This window comes from Collinsella sp. UBA1693, from assembly GCF_002320115.1.
Taxonomy (GTDB): domain Bacteria; phylum Actinomycetota; class Coriobacteriia; order Coriobacteriales; family Coriobacteriaceae; genus Collinsella; species Collinsella tanakaei.
This window is the reverse complement of the sequence record NZ_DCJT01000011.1, coordinates 95,525-121,237: the sequence shown is the minus strand read 5'-3', so window position 1 is coordinate 121,237 and position 25,713 is coordinate 95,525. Positions and strand designations below refer to the sequence as shown.

The 25,713-nt window shown below is 57.8% G+C and carries 26 protein-coding genes; 1 reads left to right on the top strand and 25 read right to left on the bottom strand.

From position 1 onward, the window contains the following. Nucleotides 1-57: 57 nt before the first annotated feature. The 12 genes from rpsO to lepA form a co-directional block, all read right to left on the bottom strand. Complete coding sequence (gene rpsO, locus B3H65_RS08090) at nucleotides 58-336, bottom strand: 30S ribosomal protein S15 (protein WP_286684824.1); 279 nt, start codon at nucleotides 334-336, stop codon at nucleotides 58-60. 149 nt (nucleotides 337-485) lie between these two features. Further along, the gene (recO, locus tag B3H65_RS08085) at nucleotides 486-1,238 is read right to left on the bottom strand and encodes a DNA repair protein RecO (protein WP_286684823.1); all 753 of its coding nucleotides are present in this window, start codon (nucleotides 1,236-1,238) and stop codon (nucleotides 486-488) included. Between the two features lie 18 nt (nucleotides 1,239-1,256). Then, on the bottom strand, nucleotides 1,257-2,342 hold the full coding sequence (era, locus tag B3H65_RS08080) for a GTPase Era (RefSeq protein ID WP_009140308.1): 1,086 nt from the start codon (nucleotides 2,340-2,342) through the stop codon (nucleotides 1,257-1,259). Nucleotides 2,343-2,354: 12 nt separating this feature from the next. Next, complete coding sequence (locus tag B3H65_RS08075; protein WP_009140307.1) at nucleotides 2,355-2,732, bottom strand: diacylglycerol kinase family protein; 378 nt, start codon at nucleotides 2,730-2,732, stop codon at nucleotides 2,355-2,357. An 8-nt stretch (nucleotides 2,733-2,740) separates the two neighbouring features. Beyond that, a complete protein-coding gene (gene ybeY / locus B3H65_RS08070; RefSeq protein ID WP_286684822.1) occupies nucleotides 2,741-3,250 on the bottom strand; it encodes an rRNA maturation RNase YbeY in 510 nt (169 codons plus the stop codon). Continuing rightward, nucleotides 3,234-4,235 (bottom strand): PhoH family protein, encoded by a 1,002-nt coding sequence (locus B3H65_RS08065; protein WP_117680115.1) that lies wholly within the window; start codon nucleotides 4,233-4,235, stop codon nucleotides 3,234-3,236. The genes ybeY and B3H65_RS08065 overlap by 17 nt, the downstream gene beginning before the upstream one ends. A 10-nt stretch (nucleotides 4,236-4,245) precedes the next feature. Next, nucleotides 4,246-5,595 carry a MiaB/RimO family radical SAM methylthiotransferase gene (locus tag B3H65_RS08060; protein ID WP_286684821.1) on the bottom strand — a complete coding sequence of 450 codons (1,350 nt, stop codon included), beginning with the start codon at nucleotides 5,593-5,595 and terminating at the stop codon, nucleotides 4,246-4,248. Nucleotides 5,596-5,604: 9 nt separating this feature from the next. Next, nucleotides 5,605-6,756: a molecular chaperone DnaJ gene (gene dnaJ, locus B3H65_RS08055; RefSeq protein ID WP_117680117.1), complete on the bottom strand. Its 1,152-nt coding sequence runs from the start codon at nucleotides 6,754-6,756 to the stop codon at nucleotides 5,605-5,607. An 85-nt stretch (nucleotides 6,757-6,841) separates the two neighbouring features. Then, on the bottom strand, nucleotides 6,842-7,942 hold the full coding sequence (locus tag B3H65_RS08050; RefSeq protein ID WP_181973388.1) for a DnaJ domain-containing protein: 1,101 nt from the start codon (nucleotides 7,940-7,942) through the stop codon (nucleotides 6,842-6,844). A gap of 114 nt (nucleotides 7,943-8,056) precedes the next feature. Next, entirely contained in the window at nucleotides 8,057-9,295 is a 1,239-nt protein-coding gene (gene hemW, locus B3H65_RS08045; RefSeq protein ID WP_286684820.1) for a radical SAM family heme chaperone HemW, read from the bottom strand. A 2-nt stretch (nucleotides 9,296-9,297) separates the two neighbouring features. Next, the gene (gene dusB, locus B3H65_RS08040) at nucleotides 9,298-10,326 is read right to left on the bottom strand and encodes a tRNA dihydrouridine synthase DusB (RefSeq protein ID WP_286684819.1); all 1,029 of its coding nucleotides are present in this window, start codon (nucleotides 10,324-10,326) and stop codon (nucleotides 9,298-9,300) included. Between the two features lie 12 nt (nucleotides 10,327-10,338). Continuing rightward, nucleotides 10,339-12,147 carry a translation elongation factor 4 gene (gene lepA / locus B3H65_RS08035; RefSeq protein ID WP_286684818.1) on the bottom strand — a complete coding sequence of 603 codons (1,809 nt, stop codon included), beginning with the start codon at nucleotides 12,145-12,147 and terminating at the stop codon, nucleotides 10,339-10,341. A 202-nt stretch (nucleotides 12,148-12,349) separates the two neighbouring features. Here lepA and rpsT point away from each other — a divergent pair, with 202 nt between their 5' ends. After that, nucleotides 12,350-12,613, top strand: a complete 264-nt coding sequence (rpsT, locus tag B3H65_RS08030; RefSeq protein ID WP_286684817.1) for a 30S ribosomal protein S20 — start codon at nucleotides 12,350-12,352, stop codon at nucleotides 12,611-12,613. A 76-nt stretch (nucleotides 12,614-12,689) separates the two neighbouring features. On the opposite strand, the gene B3H65_RS08025 is transcribed toward rpsT, so the two are convergent. The 13 genes from B3H65_RS08025 to B3H65_RS07965 form a co-directional block, all read right to left on the bottom strand. Beyond that, a complete protein-coding gene (locus B3H65_RS08025) occupies nucleotides 12,690-13,655 on the bottom strand; it encodes a hypothetical protein (protein WP_286684816.1) in 966 nt (321 codons plus the stop codon). A 392-nt stretch (nucleotides 13,656-14,047) separates the two neighbouring features. After that, nucleotides 14,048-15,004 (bottom strand): DNA polymerase III subunit delta, encoded by a 957-nt coding sequence (gene holA, locus B3H65_RS08020; RefSeq protein WP_286684815.1) that lies wholly within the window; start codon nucleotides 15,002-15,004, stop codon nucleotides 14,048-14,050. Nucleotides 15,005-15,048: 44 nt separating this feature from the next. Continuing rightward, nucleotides 15,049-17,040, bottom strand: coding sequence for a DNA internalization-related competence protein ComEC/Rec2 (locus B3H65_RS08015; RefSeq protein WP_286684814.1), 1,992 nt, complete (start codon nucleotides 17,038-17,040; stop codon nucleotides 15,049-15,051). Between the two features lie 347 nt (nucleotides 17,041-17,387). Next, complete coding sequence (locus tag B3H65_RS08010; protein WP_286684813.1) at nucleotides 17,388-18,077, bottom strand: helix-hairpin-helix domain-containing protein; 690 nt, start codon at nucleotides 18,075-18,077, stop codon at nucleotides 17,388-17,390. 238 nt (nucleotides 18,078-18,315) lie between these two features. Beyond that, nucleotides 18,316-19,566, bottom strand: a complete 1,251-nt coding sequence (gene thiI / locus B3H65_RS08005) for a tRNA uracil 4-sulfurtransferase ThiI (RefSeq protein ID WP_117680126.1) — start codon at nucleotides 19,564-19,566, stop codon at nucleotides 18,316-18,318. A 5-nt stretch (nucleotides 19,567-19,571) separates the two neighbouring features. Continuing rightward, nucleotides 19,572-19,853: a DNA-directed RNA polymerase subunit omega gene (locus B3H65_RS08000; RefSeq protein WP_117680127.1), complete on the bottom strand. Its 282-nt coding sequence runs from the start codon at nucleotides 19,851-19,853 to the stop codon at nucleotides 19,572-19,574. Nucleotides 19,854-19,858: 5 nt separating this feature from the next. Beyond that, nucleotides 19,859-20,428: a guanylate kinase gene (gene gmk, locus B3H65_RS07995; protein WP_040362091.1), complete on the bottom strand. Its 570-nt coding sequence runs from the start codon at nucleotides 20,426-20,428 to the stop codon at nucleotides 19,859-19,861. Next, nucleotides 20,429-20,737, bottom strand: coding sequence for an integration host factor, actinobacterial type (mihF, locus tag B3H65_RS07990; protein ID WP_009140290.1), 309 nt, complete (start codon nucleotides 20,735-20,737; stop codon nucleotides 20,429-20,431). It lies immediately after the preceding gene. A 193-nt stretch (nucleotides 20,738-20,930) separates the two neighbouring features. Then, nucleotides 20,931-21,656, bottom strand: coding sequence for an orotidine-5'-phosphate decarboxylase (gene pyrF / locus B3H65_RS07985; RefSeq protein ID WP_009140289.1), 726 nt, complete (start codon nucleotides 21,654-21,656; stop codon nucleotides 20,931-20,933). Beyond that, nucleotides 21,650-22,576 carry a dihydroorotate dehydrogenase gene (locus B3H65_RS07980; protein WP_117680129.1) on the bottom strand — a complete coding sequence of 309 codons (927 nt, stop codon included), beginning with the start codon at nucleotides 22,574-22,576 and terminating at the stop codon, nucleotides 21,650-21,652. Before B3H65_RS07980 ends, pyrF begins: the two co-directional genes overlap by 7 nt. Continuing rightward, nucleotides 22,570-23,364 carry a dihydroorotate dehydrogenase electron transfer subunit gene (locus B3H65_RS07975; protein ID WP_286684812.1) on the bottom strand — a complete coding sequence of 265 codons (795 nt, stop codon included), beginning with the start codon at nucleotides 23,362-23,364 and terminating at the stop codon, nucleotides 22,570-22,572. The genes B3H65_RS07980 and B3H65_RS07975 overlap by 7 nt, the downstream gene beginning before the upstream one ends. Before the next feature lie 130 nt (nucleotides 23,365-23,494). Next, nucleotides 23,495-24,784, bottom strand: coding sequence for a dihydroorotase (locus B3H65_RS07970; protein WP_286684811.1), 1,290 nt, complete (start codon nucleotides 24,782-24,784; stop codon nucleotides 23,495-23,497). Continuing rightward, nucleotides 24,768-25,712 carry an aspartate carbamoyltransferase catalytic subunit gene (locus B3H65_RS07965; protein WP_009140285.1) on the bottom strand — a complete coding sequence of 315 codons (945 nt, stop codon included), beginning with the start codon at nucleotides 25,710-25,712 and terminating at the stop codon, nucleotides 24,768-24,770. Before B3H65_RS07965 ends, B3H65_RS07970 begins: the two co-directional genes overlap by 17 nt. Between the last annotated feature and the right edge of the window lies 1 nt (nucleotide 25,713).

The following is a 25,713-nucleotide window of genomic DNA, read 5'->3' as shown; positions in this document are numbered from 1 at the left end:
CCGCGGTCGCGGTGCCCTCACACAAGAAGGAGCGCCGTAGCGCTCCCAAATGCCATATTACTGGATGTTGTCGCGGATACCGAGCTGACCGATAAGCTCACGGTACTCGTTGATGTCGTTCTTCTTGATGTAGGAAAGAAGACGACGACGCTTACCAACGAGCATGAGCAGGCCGCGGCGGGTGTGGAAGTCCTTCTGGTGAGACTTCATGTGCTCGGTGAGCTCGCGGATGCGCTCGGTCAGGATAGCGACCTGGACCTTGGAGTTACCGGTGTCCTGTGCGTTCTTGCCGAACTGAGCGGTGAGCTCGGCCTTGCGCTCCTTGGAGATCGTCATGTTGATCACCTTTCTTCTATGGTCCATAAGGACTCTGTTCGCCCCGTACTGGGAAGCCGCCGGTGAAAGCGCGCATCCAAGGTCGGGGTACCAACAGCTCGATATAGTACCACAACCAACGCATCAACGCAGGATGAACACAAGACACCCTATCTGCCCAGCAGGAACTCCATCGCCCGCAGCCTCGCATCAAGATGGGTGGCGGCCCAGGCATGGGACAGGGCGAGCAATAGGTTGGACGTACCCGTATCGACATGCTGAAGCACCAGCTCGTCAAAGGTGAGCGGCAGCAACGCCCTCAGCCAGTTAACGGCCTCCGCATCCACCGCCTCGGCCCCCGCGACGCTGGACGCGCACGAGGAACATAGAAGGCCTCCAGCGGAGGCGGAGAAAAACGCCAACGCCGGATCCCCGCAGGCAACGCAGGACGATAAATCCGGGCGATAACCAACGTGGCTCAAAAGCTTGAAAACGTACGCGGCGACCAAAAGGTCCATATGCGGACAATCACCCTGTAAAGAGCCCAAAACACGAAGAGCCTTCGCACTGATGCTGAAGACGAAGGAATCCGTGGCATCCTCAAAACAACATAGCGAGGCCACCTCCGCGATAACAGAGGCGCGCTGCATGGCCTCATATGTGGGGGCGGCGCCCATCGGGGCCCCCACAAGGTCTGCCTGCGAGACTACGTCGAGCGACCGCCCCTTAGCAAGCAGCAGGTCGACCGTGCAGAACAACTCGCAACGAGCAGCCAGGCGGCTTCCCGGCTTTCTCGCGCCTTTCGCAACCGCCCTGATCTCGCGTCCATCTCGCGCTAGCAGCGTAAGGATAAGATCGGTCTCCTTGAGCTTGGTCTTATCCAAAACGATGGCGCAGGTTCTATAAGTTCTCGAGCCCGCCATACCGCGCACGCGCCCCTGCTACTCGTCCGCGGAATAGCCAAATCGCCTAATCTGGCCCTGGTCCTCACGCCAGCCCTGCTTAACCTTAACATCAAGCTCAAGGTAGACGCGGGTGTCGAAAATGCGCTCCAAGTCGCGTCGCGCCTCGATACCTATCCTCTTGATCATCTCGCCGCGCTTGCCAATGAGAATGCCCTTCTGGCCCTCGCGCTCAACGTAGATGGTGGCATGAAGCTTCAACAGGTCGCGCTTGTACTCAAAACCGTCGCACAGAACGCCCACGGCATGGGGAATCTCCTCGCGCGTGTGAAGGAGGACCTTTTCGCGCACAAATTCGGAAACAAGCGTCTCATCGGAAGCATCGACGCCCATGTCGTCGGGGAACCATTTGGGTCCCTCGGGAAGATAGCTAGCCACAACGGAGACAAACGCCTCCACGTTGAACCCTTCGGTGGACGAGACAACGAGCTCCTCGTCGAAATCGACAAGCTTCCTCGCCTCTTCAAGCTGAGAGGTCACCTGTTGGGGATTGGCGATATCGGCTTTGGTAAGGACGAGAATCTTTGTAGCCCTGGACGCCGCAACATGCTCTGCGACCCAGGCGTCTCCCCTGCCGATGGGCTTGGTGGCGTCGACCAGAAATGCCACGACGTCCACGTCGCCAATCTCGGAAAGCGCGCTCTTGTTAAGCTCGGAGCCAAGCGAGTCCTTAGGCTTGTGCAGGCCCGGTGTATCGACGATGACGATCTGGCAGCCCTCGCGATTGATCACGGCCCTCATGCGGCGACGCGTAGTCTGCGCGACGGGTGATGTGATGGCGACCTTCTGGCCGAAGCATGCGTTGAGCAAAGTGGATTTACCAGCGTTGGGACGCCCCACAAGAGCCACGAAGCCGCTGCGGAACCCCTCCGGTACGCCGGAAGCGGTAGCATCGAAGCCGCCTTCAGCCTTGGCGAGCATCGCATCGAGCTCATCATCGTCCAGCTCTGCAAAGGGATCGAAATCCTGCTCGACATCGAAAAGGTCGCCGTCCGCGTCCTCTAGCAGGCTGCGGTCATCGACGTCATTGAGAGCGCTATGTGAATTGATAGATTGGTCGCTCATGGCAACTCCTTCTTAAATAACACCGAGGGCGTGGGAAAAGACGATGACGCCCACAACCGCAGCCGTGAGCGAGAGAACGTAAACGCTGGCCGCAGCGATATCCTTCGCACGCTTTGCCAGGGGATGAAGTTCTTGCGTAGCGAGGTCGACGATCGCTTCCATTGCGGTGTTGCAAAGCTCAGCAAAGATGACAAGTCCGCAGCAAATGACGATGAGGCACCAAGAGACGGGGTCGAGCCCCACCGCAATGCCGGCAACAACGGTGACCACCCCCAGGACAAGCATCACGTTGATGTTTCTCTCGGTTCTGATCGCCGTGAAGAGACCTTCGATGGCATAGCGAAATGACTGGACAAAAGTGGGATGGTCCCTATCCGAACCGGGTATCATGGCGGCTCCTAATCATCCAGATGGCTGGTGGTTGGACCGATTACAATCGATTGGGGGTCGATGCCGCGCACTTGAGCAAGACTGCGCAGAATCACAAGCTCTCGATCCTCCATACGCATCGCATCATCGGGGTCGATGTGGTCGTACCCAAGCAGATGCAGCATGCCATGGACCAGCATAAGGCGGAACTCATCGGCAGGCGTGGTGTTGAAGTCGGGCGCCTGCGCGGCGATGACGGCGGGACATAAAATGACATCGCCCAGCTCGACCACTTCACCATCGGGAACCTCGTCGCCAAACGGCGAGTCGCACTCAAAAGAAAGCACGTCGGTGGGGGCGTCGATCTGGCGCCACATGGCGTTCAGGGACTGGATCTCATCCTCGTCCACAATGGAGACGGAAACGCTGCATTCACGCTCCACCGCTTCAGCAGACAGGACCGCTTGGATGACCTGGACTATTTCATCTGCGTCGATGGGAACCTGGATGCCCCCGTCGTTACTAATGAGCACGCTCATGGCGCTCCCCTTTCTTCGCGCGCGCCCGCGCGTCGCGAGCGGTCTCGAATGCGTCATATGCCTCGACGATCCGACCAACCAGCTGGTGACGGACGACATCGGACCTTCCCAAATGGATAAAGCTGACGTCTGCGACGTCCGCCAGAATATCCTCGATGTCGGTGAGCCCGCCACGCTTGATGGGAAGGTCTCGCTGGGTGGCATCACCGGTGATAATAAACTTCGAATTAAAGCCCAGGCGCGTCAGGAACATCTTCATCTGCTCGGGCGTGGTGTTTTGGGCCTCGTCAAGTAAAACGAAGGCGTCGTTCAAGGTGCGCCCCCTCATATACGCAAGCGGCGCGATCTCGATGGTTCCGCGCTCGATGTATTCATTGGCGCGCTCCATATCAGTAAGGTCGAACAACGCATCGAATAACGGACGAATATAGGGGTCGATCTTCTCCTGCAGCGTACCGGGAAGAAAGCCAAGGCTCTCTCCGGCCTCGACGACCGGCCTGGTGAGGACGATACGGCTGACCTCGCGACGCTTGAGCGCGGCGATCGCCATAGCCATGGCAAGATAGGTTTTACCCGTACCCGCAGGCCCCAGGCAAAACGTGACCGTATTGGACCGGATGGCGTCTATATACGCTTTCTGGCCGGCGGTTTTAGGACGAATGGCGCGACCGCGATACGTAAGGATGATATCGTCAGCAAAACCCGCACCGGCGAAATCTTGATGACGAAGGGCCTCCATGATGCGATCGGCGTCATCGCTAGATGGCACCTGACCGGCAGATGCCATCTTGATGAGCTGGGTAAACAGGCGCGTAAGCTTTTCGACCTCATCTGGAGAGCCTGAAAGCTGGATGGAGTCACCCCTCACCAACGCCTCGCCGCACTTCATAGCGTCTACCGCGCGCAGGATGCAATCCCCCGCGCCGGTAACCAAAGCAGGGTCGATACCCTGGGGAATGGTAAGGCGAACCTTTGCGGCATCCATATTGGTGCTCCTAGCTCTGATAATCTACAAGACGGGCATGTAGGTATCCGTCATCATCGAGGCTCACGATGCGGACAGGGGCGATTGCTCCTCGCATACCCGCCGGAGCGTCCTCGATAATGACCTTGTGAAACGACCCCAGCGTTCCCTTGTCCTCGTACTCGAAGACGGCGTTTTCAACCGAACCGATGCGCGACGCGGCATCTTGCCGCGCCATCTGCTCGGCCAGGCGCCTCACCCGGGCGGAACGCGCGGCCATAACCTTGGGGTCGACCTGGTTGGGCGCCGTGGCGGCCGGGGTACCGGGCCGTTTGCTGTATCGAAAGACGTGCATCCTCGAGAACCCTATCTTGCGACATGCCTCCAGCGTGCGAGCGAACTCCTCGTCCGTCTCACCTGGGAAGCCAACGATGAGGTCGCAGGAAATCGAGACAGAGGGCAAGATGTCGCGAATAGCATCCACGTTCGCAAGCAACGTCTCAGCAGAATATGGCCGTCCCATACGCCTCAAGGTTTGCGTGCAGCCAGACTGAATGGGAAGGTGTAAAAAGGGCGCCACACGGACCTGATTGCAAGACATAACGCGCACTAGGTCCAAATCGACGTCCATAGGCTCTATGGACGAGAGGCGGACCTGGGGAATTTCGGTTTGGTCGAGTATCTCTTGGAGCAGGCGCGCGATACCGACAACCGTACCGTCAGCCAGTTCATAACGGTAGGCGCCAAGGTTGACACCGGTAAGGACCACTTCGGGCACCCCGGCGAGCTCAGCGGAGCGAACATCGCGTATCACGCTGTCTAGGGGAACGGAACGCTCGGGCCCTCTCGCTTTCCACACAATACAATACGTGCAACGGTGGTTACATCCGTCCTGTATCTTGATTCCATAGCGAGAACGTCCCAATAGATCAGAGATGGCATGGGGGTCCTCGTCCACATGGGCCTCACCAGAGGAGACCGAAAGCATGGTCGAAGACTCGCGGTCATCGAGGTGCCGGCCCTCTGATGAATCCGCCACGCGTCCGATAGCGTGCAGAGCTCGCGAAACCACATCCGCCTTTGAAGGCTCGGCGATCACGCGATCAGAAATAGAAGTGAGCTCCCCGGGGTTGAGGTTAACAACGCATCCGGTAACGATAACAATGGGCTCCAAAGGACGTCCGGCCGCCTTGCGAACGGCTTTACGCGTCTTGGCCTCCGCTTCGCCGGTGACGGCGCAGGTGTTGATCACGATCAGCTGCGCTTCATCCTCATCCACAAGCTCGAAACCGTGCGAGATGAGACCGACGGCGATTTTATCGGATTCCACCCGGTTGACGCGGCATCCAAGATTGATAACGGAAGCAGTGGTTTTACGCACGTTGCCCGCCTAATCAAGGATGTCATCGATGGCGTCGCGAATTCGATCGCCCACCGTCTTGTGCTGCTTCTCGTAATCCTCGCCCACCGCGTCCTCGTAGCGCTCCAGCGCCTGGCGCGCCTCAGAAGAAAGGTGCTCGGGAATATGGACGAGGACGCGCGCCACCAGCCTGCCGCGACCAGACCTGCCCATGCGGGGCATGCCGTAGCCCTCGACGGGGATAGCGGTGCCATACTGCGTGCCGGCGGGAACCTTGACCTCGATCTTCTCGTCCGGAAGAATGCCGTCTACGGTGACCGAGCAACCAAGCGCGGCCTGAACCATGGAGACGGTCACATCGGTATAGAGGTCGTCTCCACCTCGCTGGAAACGCTCATTGTCAGAAACCTGAACCGTGACGATGAGATTGCCGGACTCCGCGCCGCGATAGCCCGCCTCGCCGTACCCGGAGACGCGCAACTGCCTGCCCGTTGCCACGCCAGCAGGAATCTGCACGTCAAGCTTCTCATGAGTGGGCGTACGACCTTGGCCGTTGCACATCTCGCAGGGATGATCGATAACGGTGCCCTCTCCCTGGCAATCCGGACAGGGTGCCGTAGACTGAACATCGCCAAAAATGGAGCGTTGGTAAGTTGTTACATAACCCGTTCCATGACAATGGTCGCACTGCTTCTCCTGGGCGCCCTCGGACAGGCCGGAACCGTTGCAGTCCTCACACGGAGCCAGACGATCGTAGCTGATGGTCTTGGTGCAACCAGTCGCCGCCTCTTCAAGAGAGATAGTGAGGTTGATGGCCATGTCACGGCCCTGGCGACGAGCCTGACGATTGCGCGCGGACCCACCGGAGCGCCCGCCGCCAAAGAAAGACGAGAAGATGTCATCGACGCCCATACCGCCAAAGATGTCGGAGAAGTCGACGTAACCGCTTCCCATACCCGGACCGTCAGCCGTGCCAAAACGATCGTAGTTGGCGCGCTTCTGTTCATCGGACAAAACGGAATATGCCTCGTTTACCTCTTTAAAAAGCTCCTCGGCATTAGGGTCATCTGAAACATCAGGATGCACCTCACGCGCTTTCTTCAGGAATGCCCGCTTAATAGCACGCTGATCAGCATCGCGATCGACGCCAAGAACCTCGTAATAATCTCTCTTCTCCGCCACGAGAAAGAACCTCCCGATCTAAGCGGGTGCGACCCGCCGTCATTTTCCGCTTGTCATTATGCCCCGTACATCAGCGGGCTAACCATCACATCATTCTATAAGGGCTGAGAAATAACCCGTTGGTGCAGCTGGTAAACCAAACCATGATGAGGGCGAAGAACAGGCCGTTGACCGCGCCGTTAAGAAGCTGGGAAAGACCGCGCTTCCACCACAGGGAGGGCCTATGCAGAGCATCGTCCGACGCGATCATGCCTATGCCCATAACAAGCGGAACCAGACAAATGAGCGCAAACAACGAAAAGACGCCCGTAAACGCAGAGAACAGCAGGAACGGCAGCATCACGCCAACCGTGTAGAACCCGTTGGCCGCGCGCCCCTCAAGGCGCTCCGAAGAGACGCGCGCTCTACCAACCAGGTCGCCGCCAGCGGCACCGTTGGTTCCCGCATGGCCCATACCCTTGATGCGCACCACGTCGCCGTCATGCGTTCCCGCCGGGAACTCGATAACGGCCTCGGAAGTCACCGCGGTGCGGCCCGAACCCCCGCACTGCGGACAGGGATCGGCGACAACTCGACCCGAACCCGCGCATTCGGGGCAGACCATCTTGAGTACGCCCATACCAAAAAGGGATGCCATATCCACGTCGATCGAGCCGGTTCCGCCACACGTGGGGCACGTTTTAGCATGGTCGGTCGAGACCGAGCCGGAGCCATGGCAATGCGAGCAGCTCTCGTACCTGCGATAGGTAACGGCCCTTTTAGCCCCCTCTTTAGCCTGAGCCGCAGTAAGGTCGACCTCGACCACCACGTTAGCGCCTTCCTCGGGGTTATAGGCAGAGGCAGCCCGCCTAGACTGGCCAAAGCCGGCGTCAAAGGGAAATCCACCAAACGGAAAGCCGCCAAAACCCCCGCCATATGAGCCGGCGGATGAACCGGGCTGCGACGGGGCCCCGGCAAAGGGAGAGCCGGAACGCATGGCATCGTAGCGTGCGCGCTTGGCGTCATCGGAAAGCACGGCATACGCCTCTGACACCTCTTTGAAGCGCTCCTCGGCATCGGGCGCCTTATTGATGTCGGGATGAAGCTTGCGGGCCTTTTGCTGGAAAGCCTTTTGGATATCTTTCGCCGAAGCATCCTTGGGGACGCCCAAAATGGCGTAGTAATCTTTTTCGTTCATTGTCGCCATATGGGGCAACGACCTCCTGTGCGAAAGCGAATAGGTTTTTGTAAGTATATGTGATGGTGCTGACAAGATTATTTGATGCACCGCAAACCCATCAATGGGCTATAAGACGCACCGTCAACAGAAGCGAGCGTCCTTGTGCAGGTCCCACAGCATGCCGTACAACTGGTTGCCCATAAGCCAGCCCTGCCTGGTTGGCATAGCGCATGGCCCCGACCGCGAAACATCGCAAGACAGCGCCGCCTCAAGCGAATCCCAAGAATCGCTCAAGCTCAGTAAACCCAAGTCTACGGCCTCTTTCAAAGTTCCCAAGAGGCGCGAAGGGGGGATCACCGCGGCCGCACGGCGCAGCAAGTCATACGAGATGCCCCGACTCATCCGAGCGCCCAGCATAAGGTCTTCAGCAAGCGCCTCGCAAGAAGAGAGCGTCTCGACGTCAAAGGCGGTACCCTCATCATCAAGCTGGACTATGCGGATCCTCGAAGCGCCGCTGGGAACGTCGAGCGCATCGAACAGCTTGGCACACGCCCCGTAATCTTTGGACGAGAGCATCGAGGCGGCAGACCTCCCCAATCCCAGATAGCTCTTCCCCGTCCAGTAGGCGATGTTATGGCGGCATTCTTTACCGGCGCGCGCATAGCTCGCAACCTCATATCGCTCAAGCCCGCGGCCCGTCAACACGGACCTCGCCACGTCCATCATCTCCGCTTGAAGGTCCTCATCGGGTTCAGCAACCCTACCGGCTTCGATCGCCCGGCTCAGCGGCGTGCCGTCCTCGATCATAAGGGGATAGACGGAGACGTGGTCGGTCTCGAGCGCGCACGCTCGATCAAGCGTCTTTTCCCACGACGCCATGGTCTGACCCGATAGACCGCAGATAAGGTCGACAGACGTGGAGAACCCGCATGACCGGGCGAGACCTACGGCGCGCTCCGCCTGGGAAGATGAATGAATTCTGCCAAGCAGCGCGAGCTCATCATCGTCCAAAGACTGCACGCCAAGAGAAACCCTGGTAACTCCGGCATGAGCCAGAGCGAATGCGAGCTCGGGAGTAAAGGACTCGGGATTAGCCTCACAGGTAAACTCAACAGGATTGCAATAGCCGCGGATTTCGCGGACGATGTCCACCAGGCGCTCGCCCAAAACGGTGGGGGTGCCGCCGCCTATATAGACCGTCTCCACTCGCTCTAGGACTCCTGCCCGATCCGCATCACGCAGCCGGCGCAAGAGCTTTTGGACATATGCGTCGCCTTGGGAGAGCAACTGGCTGCCGCACGCCGCCTTGGTATCGAAGTCGCAATACGTGCAGCGGGCATGGCAAAACGGGATATGGATGTAGAGGGACTCGACGGACATGGCTAGATAAAGGGGTCGTGCGGAATGGGGAGGCCCTTGCCAGCCAGCTCCTCACAGCATGCGAGGTCGCGCTCGATGGCGTCCGCAAGGTCGAGAAACTCTTCAGTAGTGGAATAGCGAACCGACCTTCCGCGCCAGAACGCCGCATGGGGAATCCCCTTGAGATACCACGTGGCAAACGTACGCGCCTTAGCCATGTGGCCGCCCAACGAGTCAAGAAGCTCTACATGCTCACGAAGAGCGGCAAGGCGCTCGTAAGCATCGTGGACTGGCAGCGGCGATCCAGCGCTCAGGGCGGCGGCGTCTTGGAAGATCCACGGGTTGCCATAGGTGCCGCGGGCGATAAACACTGCGCTGGCAGCCGTCTGGGCGAGCATGTTCGCTGCGTCCTGAGCGCAAAAGACGTCCCCCGTTCCAATAACGGGGATGGAGACGCGGTCTGCCACGGCATCGATTACCGACCAGTCTGCAGATCCAGAGTAAAGCTGTCCCGCCGACCTTCCATGCACGGCCACTGCGGAGGCGCCGGCTTGCTCCATACGGGCAGCAAAATCTGGCGCCAAAAGCTTTCCGGACTTAAAATCCTTACGGATCTTCACCGTCACCGGCACGCTGCAGTTGGAGACGCAGGCGGCAACGATTTTCTCGGCGAGCTCAGGTTGCTCGAGAAGCGCCGAGCCCTCGCCCTTTGTAATCACCTTTCGCGCGGGGCATGCCATGTTGATGTCTATGGCGTCGAGCTTAGACCCCACGCGCTCGCTCACCGCACGAGCGGCGCCAGCGAACTGCTCCGGTTTGGAGCCAAACAGCTGCACGCAAATCTGGGACTCCTCGTCTTGAGGAAGAACCAGGTCCCATGTCTTTTCGCTAGCATATGCCAACCCCGCGACGCTCACCATCTCGCTATATGCCATAGAGGCGCCACGGCGCCTGCACATGATTCTATAAGCGGCATCGGTCACGCCAGCCATGGGAGCCAGCAGATATGGATGAGCGCTAAACCGCTTCTTCAAAACGTCGGCATTGTCCATGAGGCAGATAACCTACTCGTCAACCTTGAGAATAGCCATGAAGGCCTCTTGCGGAACCTCGACGGAACCAATCGCCTTCATGCGCTTCTTTCCCTCTTTCTGCTTTTCCAAAAGCTTGCGCTTACGCGAGATATCGCCGCCGTAGCACTTGGCGAGCACGTCTTTACGGCGCGCCTTCACCGTCGAGCGGGAGATGATCTTGTTACCGATAGCGCCCTGGATGGGAACTTCGAAGAGCTGCCTGGGGATGATCTCCTTCAGCTTATCGCACAAGCCACGCGCCAGCGCATACGCCTTGTCTTTGTGGACGATGAAGGACAATGCGTCCACCTCGTCACCGGAAAGCAGGATATCGAGTTTCACCAGATCGCTCGCACGATAGTCGGAGAACTCGTAATCAAGCGACGCATAGCCCTTTGTACGGCTCTTGAGCTGGTCGAAGAAATCGAGGATGAGCTCAGCCAAGGGCATGTCGAACCGCATCTCAACGGATTTCTGAGAGAGATGGATCATGTCGGTGGTGATACCGCGATGCTCGATAGCGAGCTGCATGACCGCTCCCGTATACTCCGGAGGAACGATAATCTTGGCTTTGAGGTAGGGCTCCTCGATGCGATCGATGCGCGTTGCGTCGGGAAGGTCCTGCGGACTGCGAACCTCGACCATGGTGCCATCGGTCTTATACACGTGGTAGTCCACCGAAGGGCTGGTGGCTATCAAGGCAAGACCGAACTCGCGCTCGAGGCGCTCCTTGACAACCTCCATATGGAGCAGTCCCAAAAATCCCACGCGGAAACCGAAGCCCAACGCTACGGATGTCTCAGGGGTCCACGTAAGCGACGGATCGTTGACGTGGAGCTTGTCGAGAGCGTCGCGCAGATTCTCGTAATCCTTGTTATCGATGGGGAATATGCCGGTATAGACCATGGGCTTGGCCTCGCGGTAGCCGGGTAGGGGCGCATCGCATGGCTCATCGCGCATGGTAAGGGTATCGCCCACATGGACGGCCTCGGGATCTTTCAGGCCGGTGACTACGAAACCGACCTCGCCGACGCCGATAGATTCAACAAGGGCCTCAGCAGGATGCTTGACGCCAACGCCATCGACGAGGAAGTCCTCGCCGCCCTGCATCATGCGCAAGATATCGCCTTTTTTGATAGAACCGTCGAACACGCGAACCGTTGCCACCACGCCGCGATACTCGTCGAAATACGAATCGAGAATGAGCGCCTTCAAGGGAGCCGACGGATCGCCCTTGGGAGGAGAGACGAGAAATACGATTGCCTCGAGTAGGTCATGGATGCCCTCGCCCGTCTTGCCGGAAACGCATACCGCGTCATCCGCCGGAATGGCGAGCTCGTCTTCGATCTCCGTCTTGACCTCGTCCGGGTGCGCAGAGGGAAGGTCGATCTTGTTGATGGCAGGAACGATATCCAGATCGGCGTTCATCGCCAGGTTGGCATTCGATACGGTCTGCGCCTCGACGCCCTGCGTCGCGTCCACGACCAGAACGGCGCCTTCGCAGGCGGCAAGGGAACGCGAGACCTCGTAGGTGAAGTCTACGTGGCCGGGGGTGTCGATAAGGTTAAACTGGTAAGTCTCGCCATCATCGGCGTCATACATGACGCGCACGGCGTTGCTTTTAATAGTGATGCCGCGCTCGCGTTCGATATCCATGGTATCGAGCAGCTGCGATGCCATATCGCGTTCGTCTACGGTTCGGGTGAGTTCAAGAATTCGGTCGCTGATAGTCGACTTGCCGTGGTCGATATGAGCGATAATCGAGAAATTCCTGATATGTGAGGTATCTATAGTATTCATGCGAGTTATGATACCGCATGATTCGCCCCTAGCGCGAGAGCCAAAACGTGCAGAAACAGCGGAGATTCACGTGTAATCCACAGGGTTACCCCTTCACCTCTGCATGGGCGAGTGCTATACTCACTTGACTGTATGACCTCAACCGTGTCTCAGAGGCCGGATAGTCAGGCTTTTTTAGAAGAACTCGAAAGGAAAACTACAAGTGGCAAACATCAAGTCTCAGAAGAAGCGCATCCGCACCAATGAGATCGCTCGCGTTCGCAACAAGGCGATTCGCTCCGAGCTCAAGACCCTCGTCAAGCACGTCCGCGCCGCCGTCGAGGCTGGCGATAAGGAGGCCGCTTCCGCAGCTGCCACCCGCGTTTACCGCGCGCTGGACAAGGCTGCCGCCAAGGGCGTTATCCACAAGAACCAGGCTTCTAACCGTAAGTCCGGCGTTCAGAACCTGGTTAACACCATCGCTTAACCATTACTTGGATCTTCCAAGCATATTTACGCGTAAAGGCCCCGTGATTCACGGGGCCTTTTGTTGTATCTATTCACTATGAAGCTATTGAGACGGACTCAAACAGATCGCTACGCATCAATTCGTTGCGCAAGTCGTAATCGCCCACCGGCTTTGGCCTTTTACCGCCAACGACCCCCCTTATCATCTTGGCAACCGAATTGCAGGTAGCGCGCGACTGCAGATCGGAAGCGCTGAGACAGACAAGAGCAATGTTCCTGCTGTTGGGCACCGACTCGTGAAGCTCTATGATCCGCTTACTCGACTTCATTCCCCCGTCGCAGACTATCACGCCGATGCTCTGACCACAGGACCAATCCATATCCGGCCTATCGGGCCATTTAGTCCACAGCAAGTCAATGAGTATTCTGCAGGGTATCCCATCATCGATTTCCTCGGAAGCAAGCCGATGCAGCACGCCTGCACGCGGCGTTGGAAGCGCGTATCCGCCGCTGCCCGCAGGCGCGCAGAACAAAGAGCAGAGCGCGGCGGCAGACGGACAACGGATGCCATCAATCAGCCTATCGGAAACTATTTTGAGTGCGCCCGAGCCCCTTACCGGGCCTGTCTTCACAAATTGGTTGATAGTCGCCGACAAGCTTGAGCTGTCGGTAAGGGGCAAGCGCTCTATATAGCCTTTCGGGTTCAGGACATCAACTGAAAACATGCCGCAAAACTCGTAAGCGAGTTGCATCAGCGAAGGCAGCGGCAGGCTCCCAGCGCATTGCAGAAGCGCAAGCGTTGGAGACGCGACGTAAACGTCTGGAGCCACGAAGCAATACGATCCGACACTCGAGTCCGTCGACAGCCTATGCGCGATCATCTTCGCGGTAACGGTTTCATAACGATACGAATCAAGATCGCCGCACATCGCGGCACCCGAACCATGGTGGGCGAATCTGGGGTCAGGGAGTTTAGCGTTAAAGGGCACCCCAAACTTGCCATTGGGAACGCAACCAGTATTTGACACGTAGACATGCAGCATCCCTCGAAGGTTTGCCATTGCTCGAACGTTATATGACGACTCGGCGAGATGCTTCAGGTCTGGAGCACTCTTAAGCGTGATGCCCGTAACGGGCTTAGGCCTCACTCCCCGCCTACTGGCTCGCCGCCAGTACTCGACTGCGGTCTCCCCTCCAAAAAAAAGTGGATCTCTGCCTGCATACACGTTGTCCATATTTTCCTCCAGACCTCGAAAAGGGAACCACATCGTATGGCTGAGGAGGAGCGTTGAAGCAGCGGTTAATCTCTCGAAACTATCGCCTCGCTATCGAATAAATCTTCCAAGGTTTATATCGGCACTGGAAAAGCACATCGTAATAAATGGGCAAAACCAAATAAGCCCCTCGATACACGAAGAGCGCACGGAAAATGAACACAAATGGCGACGGCGCGCTAATGTTCGATGAAATCGACCAGCCAAAGGCGAAGCGCGAGAGCGGAATCACGGGACCCCTTAAGGGCAAGCTCGAGATCTTCCGCGCGCGCAAGAGCGCGAAGCAACTCTTCCATAGAGTAGTTGCGGGCCCAGTTGAGATGATTTTTTACCTGCCAAGATTGGACGCCGAGCTTGGCCGCCAGCTCCCTGCCCTGACCACGACGATCAAGCGCCTTGGCCATAATGAGCTCACGCAGACGACCCACGAGAAGCATATAGAGCCTCACTTCGCTCTTATCGGGCTGCAAAGCCAGAAGCTGCAACGTCTTCTCCATATTTCGGGCGGACATGGCATTCAACAGATCCCATGGTTTCGCCTCGGCCGTTCTCGCGATGTGACGCTCGATGTCCGGAAGATCGATAGAGGTACCAACCATTTCGACGAGCTTTTTCAACTCGTTATCGAGCATGCGTGAATTCTCACCGGCCCTGCTAACCAGCTCCTCGGCAGCGCGCAGCGTAATGGTGGCTCCATGGGCTTTCGCCATCGCAACAACCTGCTTGGGCATTTCCCAAGCCTTTTTAGGAGCGCAATCGATAACCGCCTTAGCGCCAAGCTTGCTAATCGCTTTATGAAGACGAGTGCTTTTTGCAAGTTTCTCCGCAACCACCAAACAGACGGTAGAAGGAGACGGGTTATCAAAATACGCGACAAGCGGCTCGCTGACGGCCTTGTTAAGCCTGTCGCAGCCCTCGAGGATGACCAAACGAAAATCCGAACCCATGGGAAGCGTATTGAGCGAGGCGATTATGTCGTCGATTTGCGGATCCTTCGTCAAATCGCGCTCGTCCAAATTGAAATCAGCCATGCCGGTGGCATCCAAGCGCGCTTTCATCTTCGCGACGACTTTAGAACGCTTGAATTCATCGGCGCCGACAACCAGATAGCCGGGAAGCAACTCTGTACTCGACATAATGGCCCCTTCCACTAACTTGAACGAGGCGCGACGACGCGCGCTCAAAGGTTTCTAGAGCATCTTATCTTAACAGCACCTTGCCATGGCTCGATGCAGACGTCCCCATAGTCTATGGTGCAATAGAACTGCGAGCCGTAGCTGCGCACGCAGTCAACGCATTCCTGAGAGGGATGCCCGTATGAGTTTCCCCTTCCCGCGCTTGCAATCGAAACCTCTGGATCTATCGCCTTGAGAAGATCGCCGTCAACCGATAATCCCGACCCATGATGGCCAAGCTTAAGAACGTCGATGTTCCCAACGTCACGTTGATATGCGAGCTCTTGATCGAGCTCGGTATCTCCCGTGAGCAGACAGCGAAGGCTTCTCCCCCCGTGGTCGTAAGTGACAACCAGACACGTGGAATCTCCATTCTCCTCTCCCGAAACGTCTTCTTGGGGCCATACGACATCACAGGTAAAACTGCCAATTGCTATAGAGTCTCCCAACCCCAATTCAACGATATCTTCGAATGAAGACGCATCGATGTCCTTTGGCATGGCGTCAACCGCTCCCTTTGCGACAAAGAGCCGCCTAACGGGAATACGCTGCAATATAGCCGGCAAACCGCCCCAATGATCTTTATCCCAATGCGTTATAACCACCCCGTCGAGCGCGACCACGTTGTTTCGGACGAGCGCCTCGAGCGCGGCCTCGTCCACCCCCGCATCGACCAAGAGCGATGAAGAGCCCTCTCTGATGATGATAGAGTCGCCCTGACCCACATCCATAACCGTGATGGAAGGAGGCACAAAATATGACCAGAAGATAACGTGGCAGGTAAAGGCAACGCCGGCAAGCATGAAGGCGATCACAGTCCCCAGCCTAGGAATAACCGGCCATAGCGCGTATACCGCAAGGGCGACAAGATATAGCAGCGGAAGGTATGGGGCGGCACCGTCTGCCATAATGGTTGCAAAGGGTATCTTAGAGAGCGCATCTGCGAAGAATATCGAGGCGTTCGCGAGTCCATCCAATGGAATCATAGCGACGGCACGAAGGGGCGCGAGGGCGGAAATGGGGACTAGAACCAGTCCCGCGGCGAGCAACGCCGTCATCAACGGACCAACCACCAGGTTCGCTGCAAGGGATACTATTGAGATGGAACCAAATACAGGAACCGTTAACGGTAGGGTGGCCCATTGCGCGGTAAGCGTCATGGAAAGCTGCTGGGAAACCATCCTTGGCGCGCCTGCGCGCTCTATAGTCCAGGCTACATACGTGCAAAACAGGTTAAGGAACAATACACTCGCTGCGGATAGCTGAAACCCCAGATCCCAAGCCGATTTTGGATTGAAGGCGCACAGAAGCATACACGACAGGGCCAGACCGGACAGGGCATGGGGGCGCCTACGCACCGCGAGCGTCAAAGAGCTGCATCCAACCATAAGGAAGCTGCGCATCGCAGATGCCGCACAACCGGTAAATACAACGTAAGATCCCATGATGCAGGCCACGACTACCGAACGGGTCCGCACCGGGCACCCCAGCGCGAGCAGCAAAGATTCAATCAACATCGCTATATACGCCAGATGGCTACCGGAAACGGCGACAAGATGCGTGAGTCCGGTAAGGCTGAACGCCGTCTGCGCTTGAGTTTGAGAAAGCTCGGTGGTTCTACCGCAGATCACGCCCGCGATAAGCGCTCTTGAGGGACTAGATGACGGTGATATCGCATCCAGCAGCCAAGTCCTTACCATGCGAACAGGGTTAGCGGGTTTAGGTGAACTGGAGATAACGGCATGTGCGTTAACGATCGCAACGCATCCCTTCATATAAAGATATCGATGCCATGAGCTATCGTCCAAAGGCTCGAGAGAGCCTGCAACTTGATAGAGCCTGCCGGGATCGAGAACGTCATCGGTTTGAACAAGGACCTTCCCCAAAACGGCGCCATCAACACGGCACACGTTACAGATGGTGGATATCGATGAAGTGCCGATCTTTGGGTCCTCAACGGGATCGAGGCAACAAGATGAGACGGTGACGCTAGCCACCCTGAACGAAGCTGCGATGGATCGCGCGCTCGACACAAAGCAGCACAACACGGCGACAAGAATACCTACTGAGGCCCGATATAGCAGTCCCCTGGCTCGCATGGATGCATGGCGCCCTGCAATGCAAAGAGCAAAACCAAGGACTGCGATGACAACCATGAGGACGATCGGCAGCCCCTTGGGAATAACATCTATCTGGGCAAGCCAGCCTACCTGGGTGAGTAGCAAGCATGTTGCCAGGAGAGCGACAGTTGCGCACCAGAAATCAGGCAGTAATGGTCGAATGGGCTTGGCGTCTTCAGCGCCCGCTCCGGAGGCGACGGCAGAATGCTCTTGAACGTCGTCCCCTATACGCATATAAGGTCACGAAGCTTCTCGAACTTCTTCTCCCCTATCCCAGACACGCGCATAAGGTCCTCAATCGAGGCGAACGCACCATTTGCCTCCCTATCGTCTACGATAGCTTGCGCCGTCGCCTCGCCTACACCCGGAAGCCCGTCCAGGTCTTCAACCGTAGCGGTATTGATGTTGACGAGCGTTCCTCCCGTTGCGGCCGTACCCGTTGCGGATCCGGACGTCTGCGGCGCTTCGCCCACCTTGGGAACGTAGACCTTTTGCCCGTCTTGAAGAATGGAGGCTCTGTTTATGCCGCTCACGTCAGCGTCGGTAGCAAGCCCGCCGCATGCTTCTATAGCGTCTTGGACACGCGATCCTTCTGGCAGCTCGATAACATTGGGATTCACAACCGCACCATCGACATCGACTGTCACAGCAATTGCCTTCCCATTTTCGACATCGTCCTCGTATGCGCGGGAATCGCCGTCGCCACCCTTGCGAGATGTACCCTCGTCCTGATTGGCATCATCAGTTGAAACGACGATGTCGCTGCTGCTCGTATTCGCGTTGACGATTCCGGCAAGAGCTGTCCCCAAAACCAGCATGACCGAAGCGATTACGGCAATGACCCTCCAAGGATGCGACCGCAAAAGGGATGCCAGCCTCCATGCCGCCGGCGTAATGTCATCGTGTTCTTGCATACCTCATCACTCCCCATATCTAATTGTCTAAAGAGGATGCTGCCAGGTGTTCGACAAAATGAAGAAGTGAAAGGCCGTCTTCCAAAAATATCGTCCTAATTTAGATTGGGCAGGTAGCAGGGTGCAAATGAAATGAGCCGATCTCCCACAGCAGGAAACCGGCTCAAAAGATATCAATATGTTTGCATAAACTGAGATTGTTATACGTTATAAAGGATATCAAAAGAGGCTGCGGAGCTTAACCTTCAGCGCTCTTCCGCTGATAACGAATCTCAAGCTCGTCATGGCGCTCGCGCATACAACGCGGCGGCTTATACGTGGGAGCGCTGAAATCGATGTACTCGGCAGCATCAACAAGCTGCTGAATCATGGCTTCGTGATCGAACATCTCCCATGCCGCATGAACCTCATCGAGCTTCGCATGAGTCTCGGGACGACGAGGCATGAACAACGTGCAGCAATCCGGAGCGGTCTGGGTCGAAATGTCATAGGTGCCGATTTGCTCGGCGCGAGCGATAATCTCTTGCTTATCGGAACCGATAAGCGGTCTGAAGACGGGAATATCAACGACTTCGTTAACCGCCATGATATTCTCAAGCGTCTGTGAGGCAACCTGGCCCAGGGACTCACCGGTTACAAGCGCCTTGGCGCCCTCGAGCTGCGCGATTCGCTCCGCAACGGCGTACATGACGCGACGATACATGATGACCCTAAGATCGCTGGGGCACGCGATGGAGATTTCACGCTGGCAATCACCAAAGGGGATGACATATAGACGTCCCACTTGAACGCACGGCGCCAACGCCTGGATGATGTCCTGGCAAAGATACTCGCTGGTATCCGCCGTTTGGGGACGACCTGAGAAGTGGACGGGAACAGGCACGGCGCCTCGACGTGCAAGCAGCCACGTCGCAACGGGAGAATCGATACCCGAAGATAGCAAGGTAACGACCTTGCCGGCACTCCCCTGCGGCAGGCCGCCAACACCGCGCTCGGAGCGCGCGTACACATAGACGCTGCCCTGAACGACAAGAACATGCACCTGCGCGTCGCAGCCCTTCATAAGGACCTTTTTATCGGGAAACGCGTTGCACAGGACCTCGCCAACCTGTTTGTTGAGATCCATGGAAGTCAGTTCATAATCGGTGTTGGAGCGCCTGGCAACAACTTTAAAGGAGTTGAATTCGCCAAACTCTTCCAACGCCTTAATGGCCGCAGCGCAATATTCTCCCGGCTCTCTGTTTGTATGAAACGCAAGAGAGACGCGAGCGACCCCGGGAACTTTGGCGATAAGCGGGAATGCACGCTCGGCCTCGCCGGAGACCGAGAACGTCACTAGAATGTGACCGGAGATGCGGGTAATTGTGGCAACGGAAAAGGCGGCCAAAGCCGCCTTGATGTTATCCATAAGGATGCGTTCGAAACGCGCTCTATTGTTGCCTTTAAGTCCGATCTCATGATAATGAACGAGACACACACGGCTGGCCATAAGAGCTACTCCTCGGCAGCCTTGTGACCAAGAGCAGCCTCGTACTTATCATGCTCAAAGGAAATGTTGCCATCAACGATCTCCTCCATGGCCATCGAAATAGTATCCTTGCCGGACATAGCGATGGTGATATCGTCGATATCCTGAACAGCGAGAACGCGGCTGTGCTGCTCGCGAAGCATGCTGTTGATATCGCAAGCGCGCTTGGAAGCTACGGAAGCGAGCAGAAAGCGGTTGTTATCGGTCTTATCGAGCAGGTCGTCGATCTTAGGCTTAATGACTGACATACGGTTCAGTTCCTTTCATATTCCCGCAGAACCCTGGAAAGCTCATCGGTAGCGGCGTCAAGATCGTCGTTAACCAAGCGAACATCGTAGCGGTCTGCGAGGCTCATCTCATGACGGGCGTTGGCGAGTCGAAGACGAAGAGATTCCTCGGTTTCGGAACCCCTGCCAACGAGCCTTTGTTCAAGCACCTCCATAGAAGGCGGCTCGATGAAGATGAGAATCGAATCCGGAAAACGCTCTTTAACGTTTAGGGCACCCTGAACGTCGATCTCTAGGATGAGCGAAGATCCACTAGATAATTTCTGCTCGACTTCTTGAACCAGGGTTCCGTAGCGATGGTCGTGAACCTGGGCCCACTCGACAAAGTCGCCGTTTGCGATACGCCGGGAAAATTCATCCTCAGAGAGGAAGTGGTAGTTGACGCCGTCTACCTCGCCGGCACGGGGCGCTCTTGTAGTAGCCGAAACCGTCAGGCCCAGGTTAGGCATGGCCTCCCTCACGCGGGATACCAACGTGCCCTTACCTGCACCCGACGGTCCAGAAATCACAAAGAGCTTTGGCTCGATGGAGCTCACTTACTTGTTGAGCTGCTCGAGGAGCTGCTCACGCTGGCGAACGCCGAGGCCCTGAACGCGACGGGTCGCAGAGATGCCCAGCTCGTCCATAATCTTAGCGGCCTTAGCCTTGCCATAGCCGGGAAGGGACTCGATGAGGGTGGAAACCTTCATACGGGAAGCGATGGGATCCTCGGAGTTGAGGACGGACTCGAGCGTCACCTCACCCTTCTTGATCTTCTCGCGAAGCTCAGCGCGAGCGTGACGAGCGGCAGCAGCCTTCTCCAGGGCAGCCTTGCGCTGCTCATCGGTGAGCTGAGGAAGAGCCATGTGTACCTCCAAATGAGTAGTTACAATCCAAAAAACTTGGTTTTACCTGCTAATTCAGCAAATCGAACCTTGAACAGCCATATAGATTAGACGAACAAACTCCAAAGTTCAAGCATACACATGCCTTTACTTGCAGTTTTGTTGCTAATCCATATAACTACCGCGAAGATTCCGCAGGAAAATGCAGGGGCCGTTAATCGTCCATCGCGCAAAGTTCAGCGATAATCGCCTCATACGCATCGACGGGATTTTCGGCACCGGTGATGGGACGACCGACGACGATATGGCTGGAACCAGCTTTGAATGCCGAGGAAGGAGTGGCGACGCGCGTCTGATCGCCCAGGGCGGCGCCGGCTGGGCGCACACCGGGCGTGACGACGAGTCCATCCTCGCCAACCACCGACCTCATCGCCCCCGCCTCCTGCGGAGAGCACACAACGCCATCGATGCCGTTCTCACGCGCAAGCCTCGCCAAGCGATCAGCCTCGACGGGGATGGGGCTATCGATGCCGATCTCGGTCAGCGAGTCCTGGCTCATGCTCGTAAGCACCGTGATGGCAACGAGCTGGGGACGAGAGCCCGTAACCTCCGCAGCCTCCTCGGCGCCCTCACGGCATGCGGCAAGCATGGCACCCGAACCCATCCCGTGCACGGACATGAGGTCCGCGCCGGCCAAAGCCGCCGAGCGGGCGGCGCCGCGAACCTGATGAGGTATATCGTAGAACTTAAGGTCGAGAAATACCTTGAAGCCGCGCTCTTTGAATTCGCGGACGATGGAGGGGCCCTCGGCGTAGTACAGGGTCATACCCACCTTGAGCCACCGTGCGTGACCCTTGAGCTCATCAGCAAGCTCGATAGCGCGATCCCTACCGCAGTCGATGGCGACGATAACCCGATCGCGAGCGAGCGACTCTAGCATTCCAAGGCTCCAATCAGCTCGTTGATATCGTTAACACCTTGGCTCTCAGCCCAGGCCTCAAGCTCCGCAAGGATGCGAACGGAGGCAGTCGGGTCAACAAGATTAGCCATGCCAACGGAAACACACGTAGCGCCTGCAAGGATGAACTCGGCCGCGTCCTCGCCCGTCATGACGCCACCCACACCGTTGATGGGAATATCGACGGCATTGGCAGCCTCCCAAACCATGCGGACCGCGATGGGATGGCAAAGCGGGCCGGAAAGTCCGCCGGTAGGCTTGCTCAGCCTGGAACGACGCGTGTGGACGTCGATCGCCATGCCAGGGATGGAGTTGATGACAGACAGGCCATCTGCACCCTCCGCCTCAAGGGCGCGGGCGATCTCGGGAATACGGACGGGGGCCATCTTGACGAAAAGCGGCTTGTCGGTCACTTTGCGGCATGCGCGCATCACGTCGCCGGCACCCTCCGGGGTTGAACCGCAAGCGATGCCGCCGGCAGCGATGTTGGGGCAGGAGACGTTAATCTCAAAGCCCGCTGCCCACGGGCACAGCTCGCAGAACATCTCGAGGGCGCGCACGTACTCCTCGGTGGAATGGCCTGCGACCTGGCAGATGACCTGAGTGCCCTTTTGGGAAAGCTCGTCCAGCCAAGGACCGGACTGAGCGGCGAATGCGGCCACGCCGGGGTTCTGAAGACCGACGGAGTTCATCATTCCGCCGCGAACCTCCGCCATTCGCGGAGCGGGGTTGCCGGGCCACGGCTCGGCCGCGCAACCCTTAGTGGTGATGGCGCCCAGTTGGGACACATCCATAAGCTCAGAGAACTGCCAGCCGTAGCCGAACGTGCCGGAAGCCGTGTTGATGGGGTTCTTCATCTTGACGCCGCCAAAATCGACGGCCATATTCACCTTGCTCACCATGCCACCACCTTTGAAGCGTCAAAAACAGGACCGCACATGCAGGCGCCCTTCATGCCGTCGACGGTCTCGACGGCACACGTAGCGCAAGCGCCGAAGCCGCAACTCATCATGCGTTCGAGAGACGCCTCGCAAAACGCGCCGGCGTCGGCTGCAGAAGCGGCGACCTTCTTCATCATGGGGCTGGGACCGCACGTGGCAACGTAGTCATAGCCGCCAGCCGCCAGAAGCTCAGCGGCGGGATCCGTGCAGAACCCATGGTAGCCGGCGGAGCCGTCATCGGTAGCGACGAGAACCTTTCCCGCGCCGGCGGCATTGAATTCCTCAACACCAACCATGGAATCCGCGCTCGCGGCGCCAACGCAGACATCGAAGGCGATGCCGCTGGAAGCAAGGTCGCGGGCCAGGCAAAGCACCGGCGGAACGCCGATGCCGCCACCGACGAGCAGAGCCTTCTTGCATCCCTCCGGAACGGTCCATCCATGACCGCCGGGGCCGAGCAACGTAGAGGTGGAACCGGGCTGCATCCGCGAGAGACGCTCGGTCCCCTCGCCCACCACGGCATACCAGATCTCAACGGTTCCCTTATCGGCATCCGCGGAGGCGAAGCTCAGCGGAATGCGCAGAAGAGACATTGCGTTGCCGGGAACCGCAAGGTTAACAAACTGACCGGGTTTCAGCGAGCCTGCGAGGCGAGGTGCCGAGATTACGAGAGAAAAAACGCCATCGGCGATCTTCTCGTTCGACACAACAGTGAAGTCGTGCAGGCGGGCGGGTGAAGGCGTAGGCATATATGCTCCTTACCTGTTGCGGATTTAAATCGAGCGCATGCTCGAAAACCCTTGCCCTTGTTACAAAGTGTAAAGAGGCCGCGAGCGCGGGCGCGCACCACGGCCTCTCATGAAGCTATATTAACTAAAACTAGCAGATAGCACCATTCTTAAGAGTCTGCTTGCCGCCCACGAAGACGTCGGTGGCGCGACCGGTCACCTTGGTGCCGGCAAAACCGCAGTTCTTCGCATGGGAGACGTAACCGTCCTCGCCAACGGTCCACTCGACATCGGCGTCAAAGACCGTGATGTCGGCAAGGGAACCCGCCTCGATGCTCACAGGCTCGACACCCAGAATCTTGCGGGGGTTGATGGACATGAGCTCGACCAGCTTGCCATAGCCCATCTTGCCGGTCTTGACCAGATTGGTGTTGATAAGGGCGAGCGAAGCCTCGATACCGATCATGCCGAAGGGGGCGAGCTCGAACTCGCGAGCCTTCTCCCAATCCGCGTGAGGAGCGTGGTCGGTCACGATGGCGTCGACGCTGCCGTCCAAAACGCCCTCGATAATCGCCTGCGCGTCCTCAGCGGTGCGCAGCGGCGGGTTGACCTTGAAGCAGGTCTCGTAAGCGCCGGTGATGGCATCCTCGGTGAGGAACATGTGGTGCGGGGCGGCCTCGCAGGTAACGGGCAGACCCTTGGCCTTAGCGGCGCGAACCATATCGAGGCCGCGTGCGGTGGAGATGTGCTGGATGTGCAGCTTGGCGCCGGTGAGTTCCGCGAGCATGATATCGCGGGAGATCTGCAGCTCCTCGCCCTCCGCAGGCCAGCCGAGAAGACCCAGGCGCGTAGAGGCGACGCCCTCGTTCACCTGGCCCTCGCCAACAAGGTCTTCGTCCTGGCAATGGCTCATGAACACCTTGTCAAACATCTTGCCGTAGTCCATGCAGCGGCGCATCATGCCGGCACCCTGGATTCCACGGCCGTCATCGGTGAAGGCGACGGCTCCGCACGCGACCATATCACCCATCTCGGAGATGATCTCGCCCTTAAGACCCTTGCTCATGGCGCCCGCAGGGTAAACGCGGCAATGGCCGGCTTCGGCGGCGCGAGCTTTGATATAGGTGATAACGGTGCCGTTATCGGCAACGGGGTTGGTGTTGGGCATGGAGCAGACGCCGGTGAAACCGCCCGCGGCCGCAGCAGCCGTCTCGGACTCGATGTCGCCCTTGTGCTCAAAGCCGGGCTCGCGAAGGTGCACGTGCATATCGACGAGACCGGGGACTAGGTACTTACCGGTAAGGTCGATAACCTCCGCGCCATCGAAGTCGAGACCTTCACCCACCGCGGAGATGCGGTCGCCATCGATAAGGACGTCGAGAACGCCGTCAAGGTTGGCAGCGGGATCGACAACGTGGGCATTCTTAAGAAGCAAGGCCATTATCGGCACCTCCAAGCAGCAGATATAGGGCGGCCATGCGGACGCAGATGCCGGCATAGACCTGATCGAGGATGACCGAGCGCTCGGGATGGTCGGCCATGTAGGAATCGAACTCAACGCCGCGGTTGATCGGGCCGGGGTGGCAGATAATCGCGTCGGGCTTCATAAGGCGCTCGCGCTTCTGCGTAAGGCCAAAGAGCTGGTGATACTCGCGCAAGCTCGGGAACGGAGCACCCTCGAGGCGCTCGCGCTGGATACGAAGCATGTAGACCACGTCGAGCTCGGGAAGAACGTCGTCCAGGCAATAGCTTACATGGTCGGCGCCGAGAACATCGGGACGAGGGGGCATGAGCGTTCCGGGGGCAACGACGGTGACCTCGGCGCCCATGATCTTCAAGGCGGGGATCAAAGAGCCGCAGACGCGAGAATGGCCGATATCGCCAACGATACCAACCTTAAGGCCATCGAAGCTCTCCTTGCGCTCCCAAATTGAGTACAGGTCGAGCAGTGCCTGGGTGGGGTGGCCGTGCTTGCCGTCGCCGGCGTCGATGACCACGGCGGGGCTCGCCTGGCTAACGATATGAGGGGCGCCGGCGTGCTTATCGCGAACAACGATGCAGTCGATCTTATAAGCATCGAGCGTCATAACGGTATCGATGAGGCTCTCGCCCTTGACGGTAGACGTGGAGGAGCCGCCGAAGTTAAGAGTGTCGGCGGAAAGGCGCTTCTCGGCAAGCTCAAAGGAGCTACGGGTGCGCGTCGAAGGCTCGTTGAACATGTTGACGATAGTCTTACCCTTAAGGGTGGGGACCTTCTTGATCGCGCGCTCGTTGACCTCGGAGAACGCCTTGGCGGTCTGTAGAATCGTCATGAGCTCGGTATCGGAGTACTCCGAGATGTCGATAAGGTGCTTATGGTTGTTGAACACG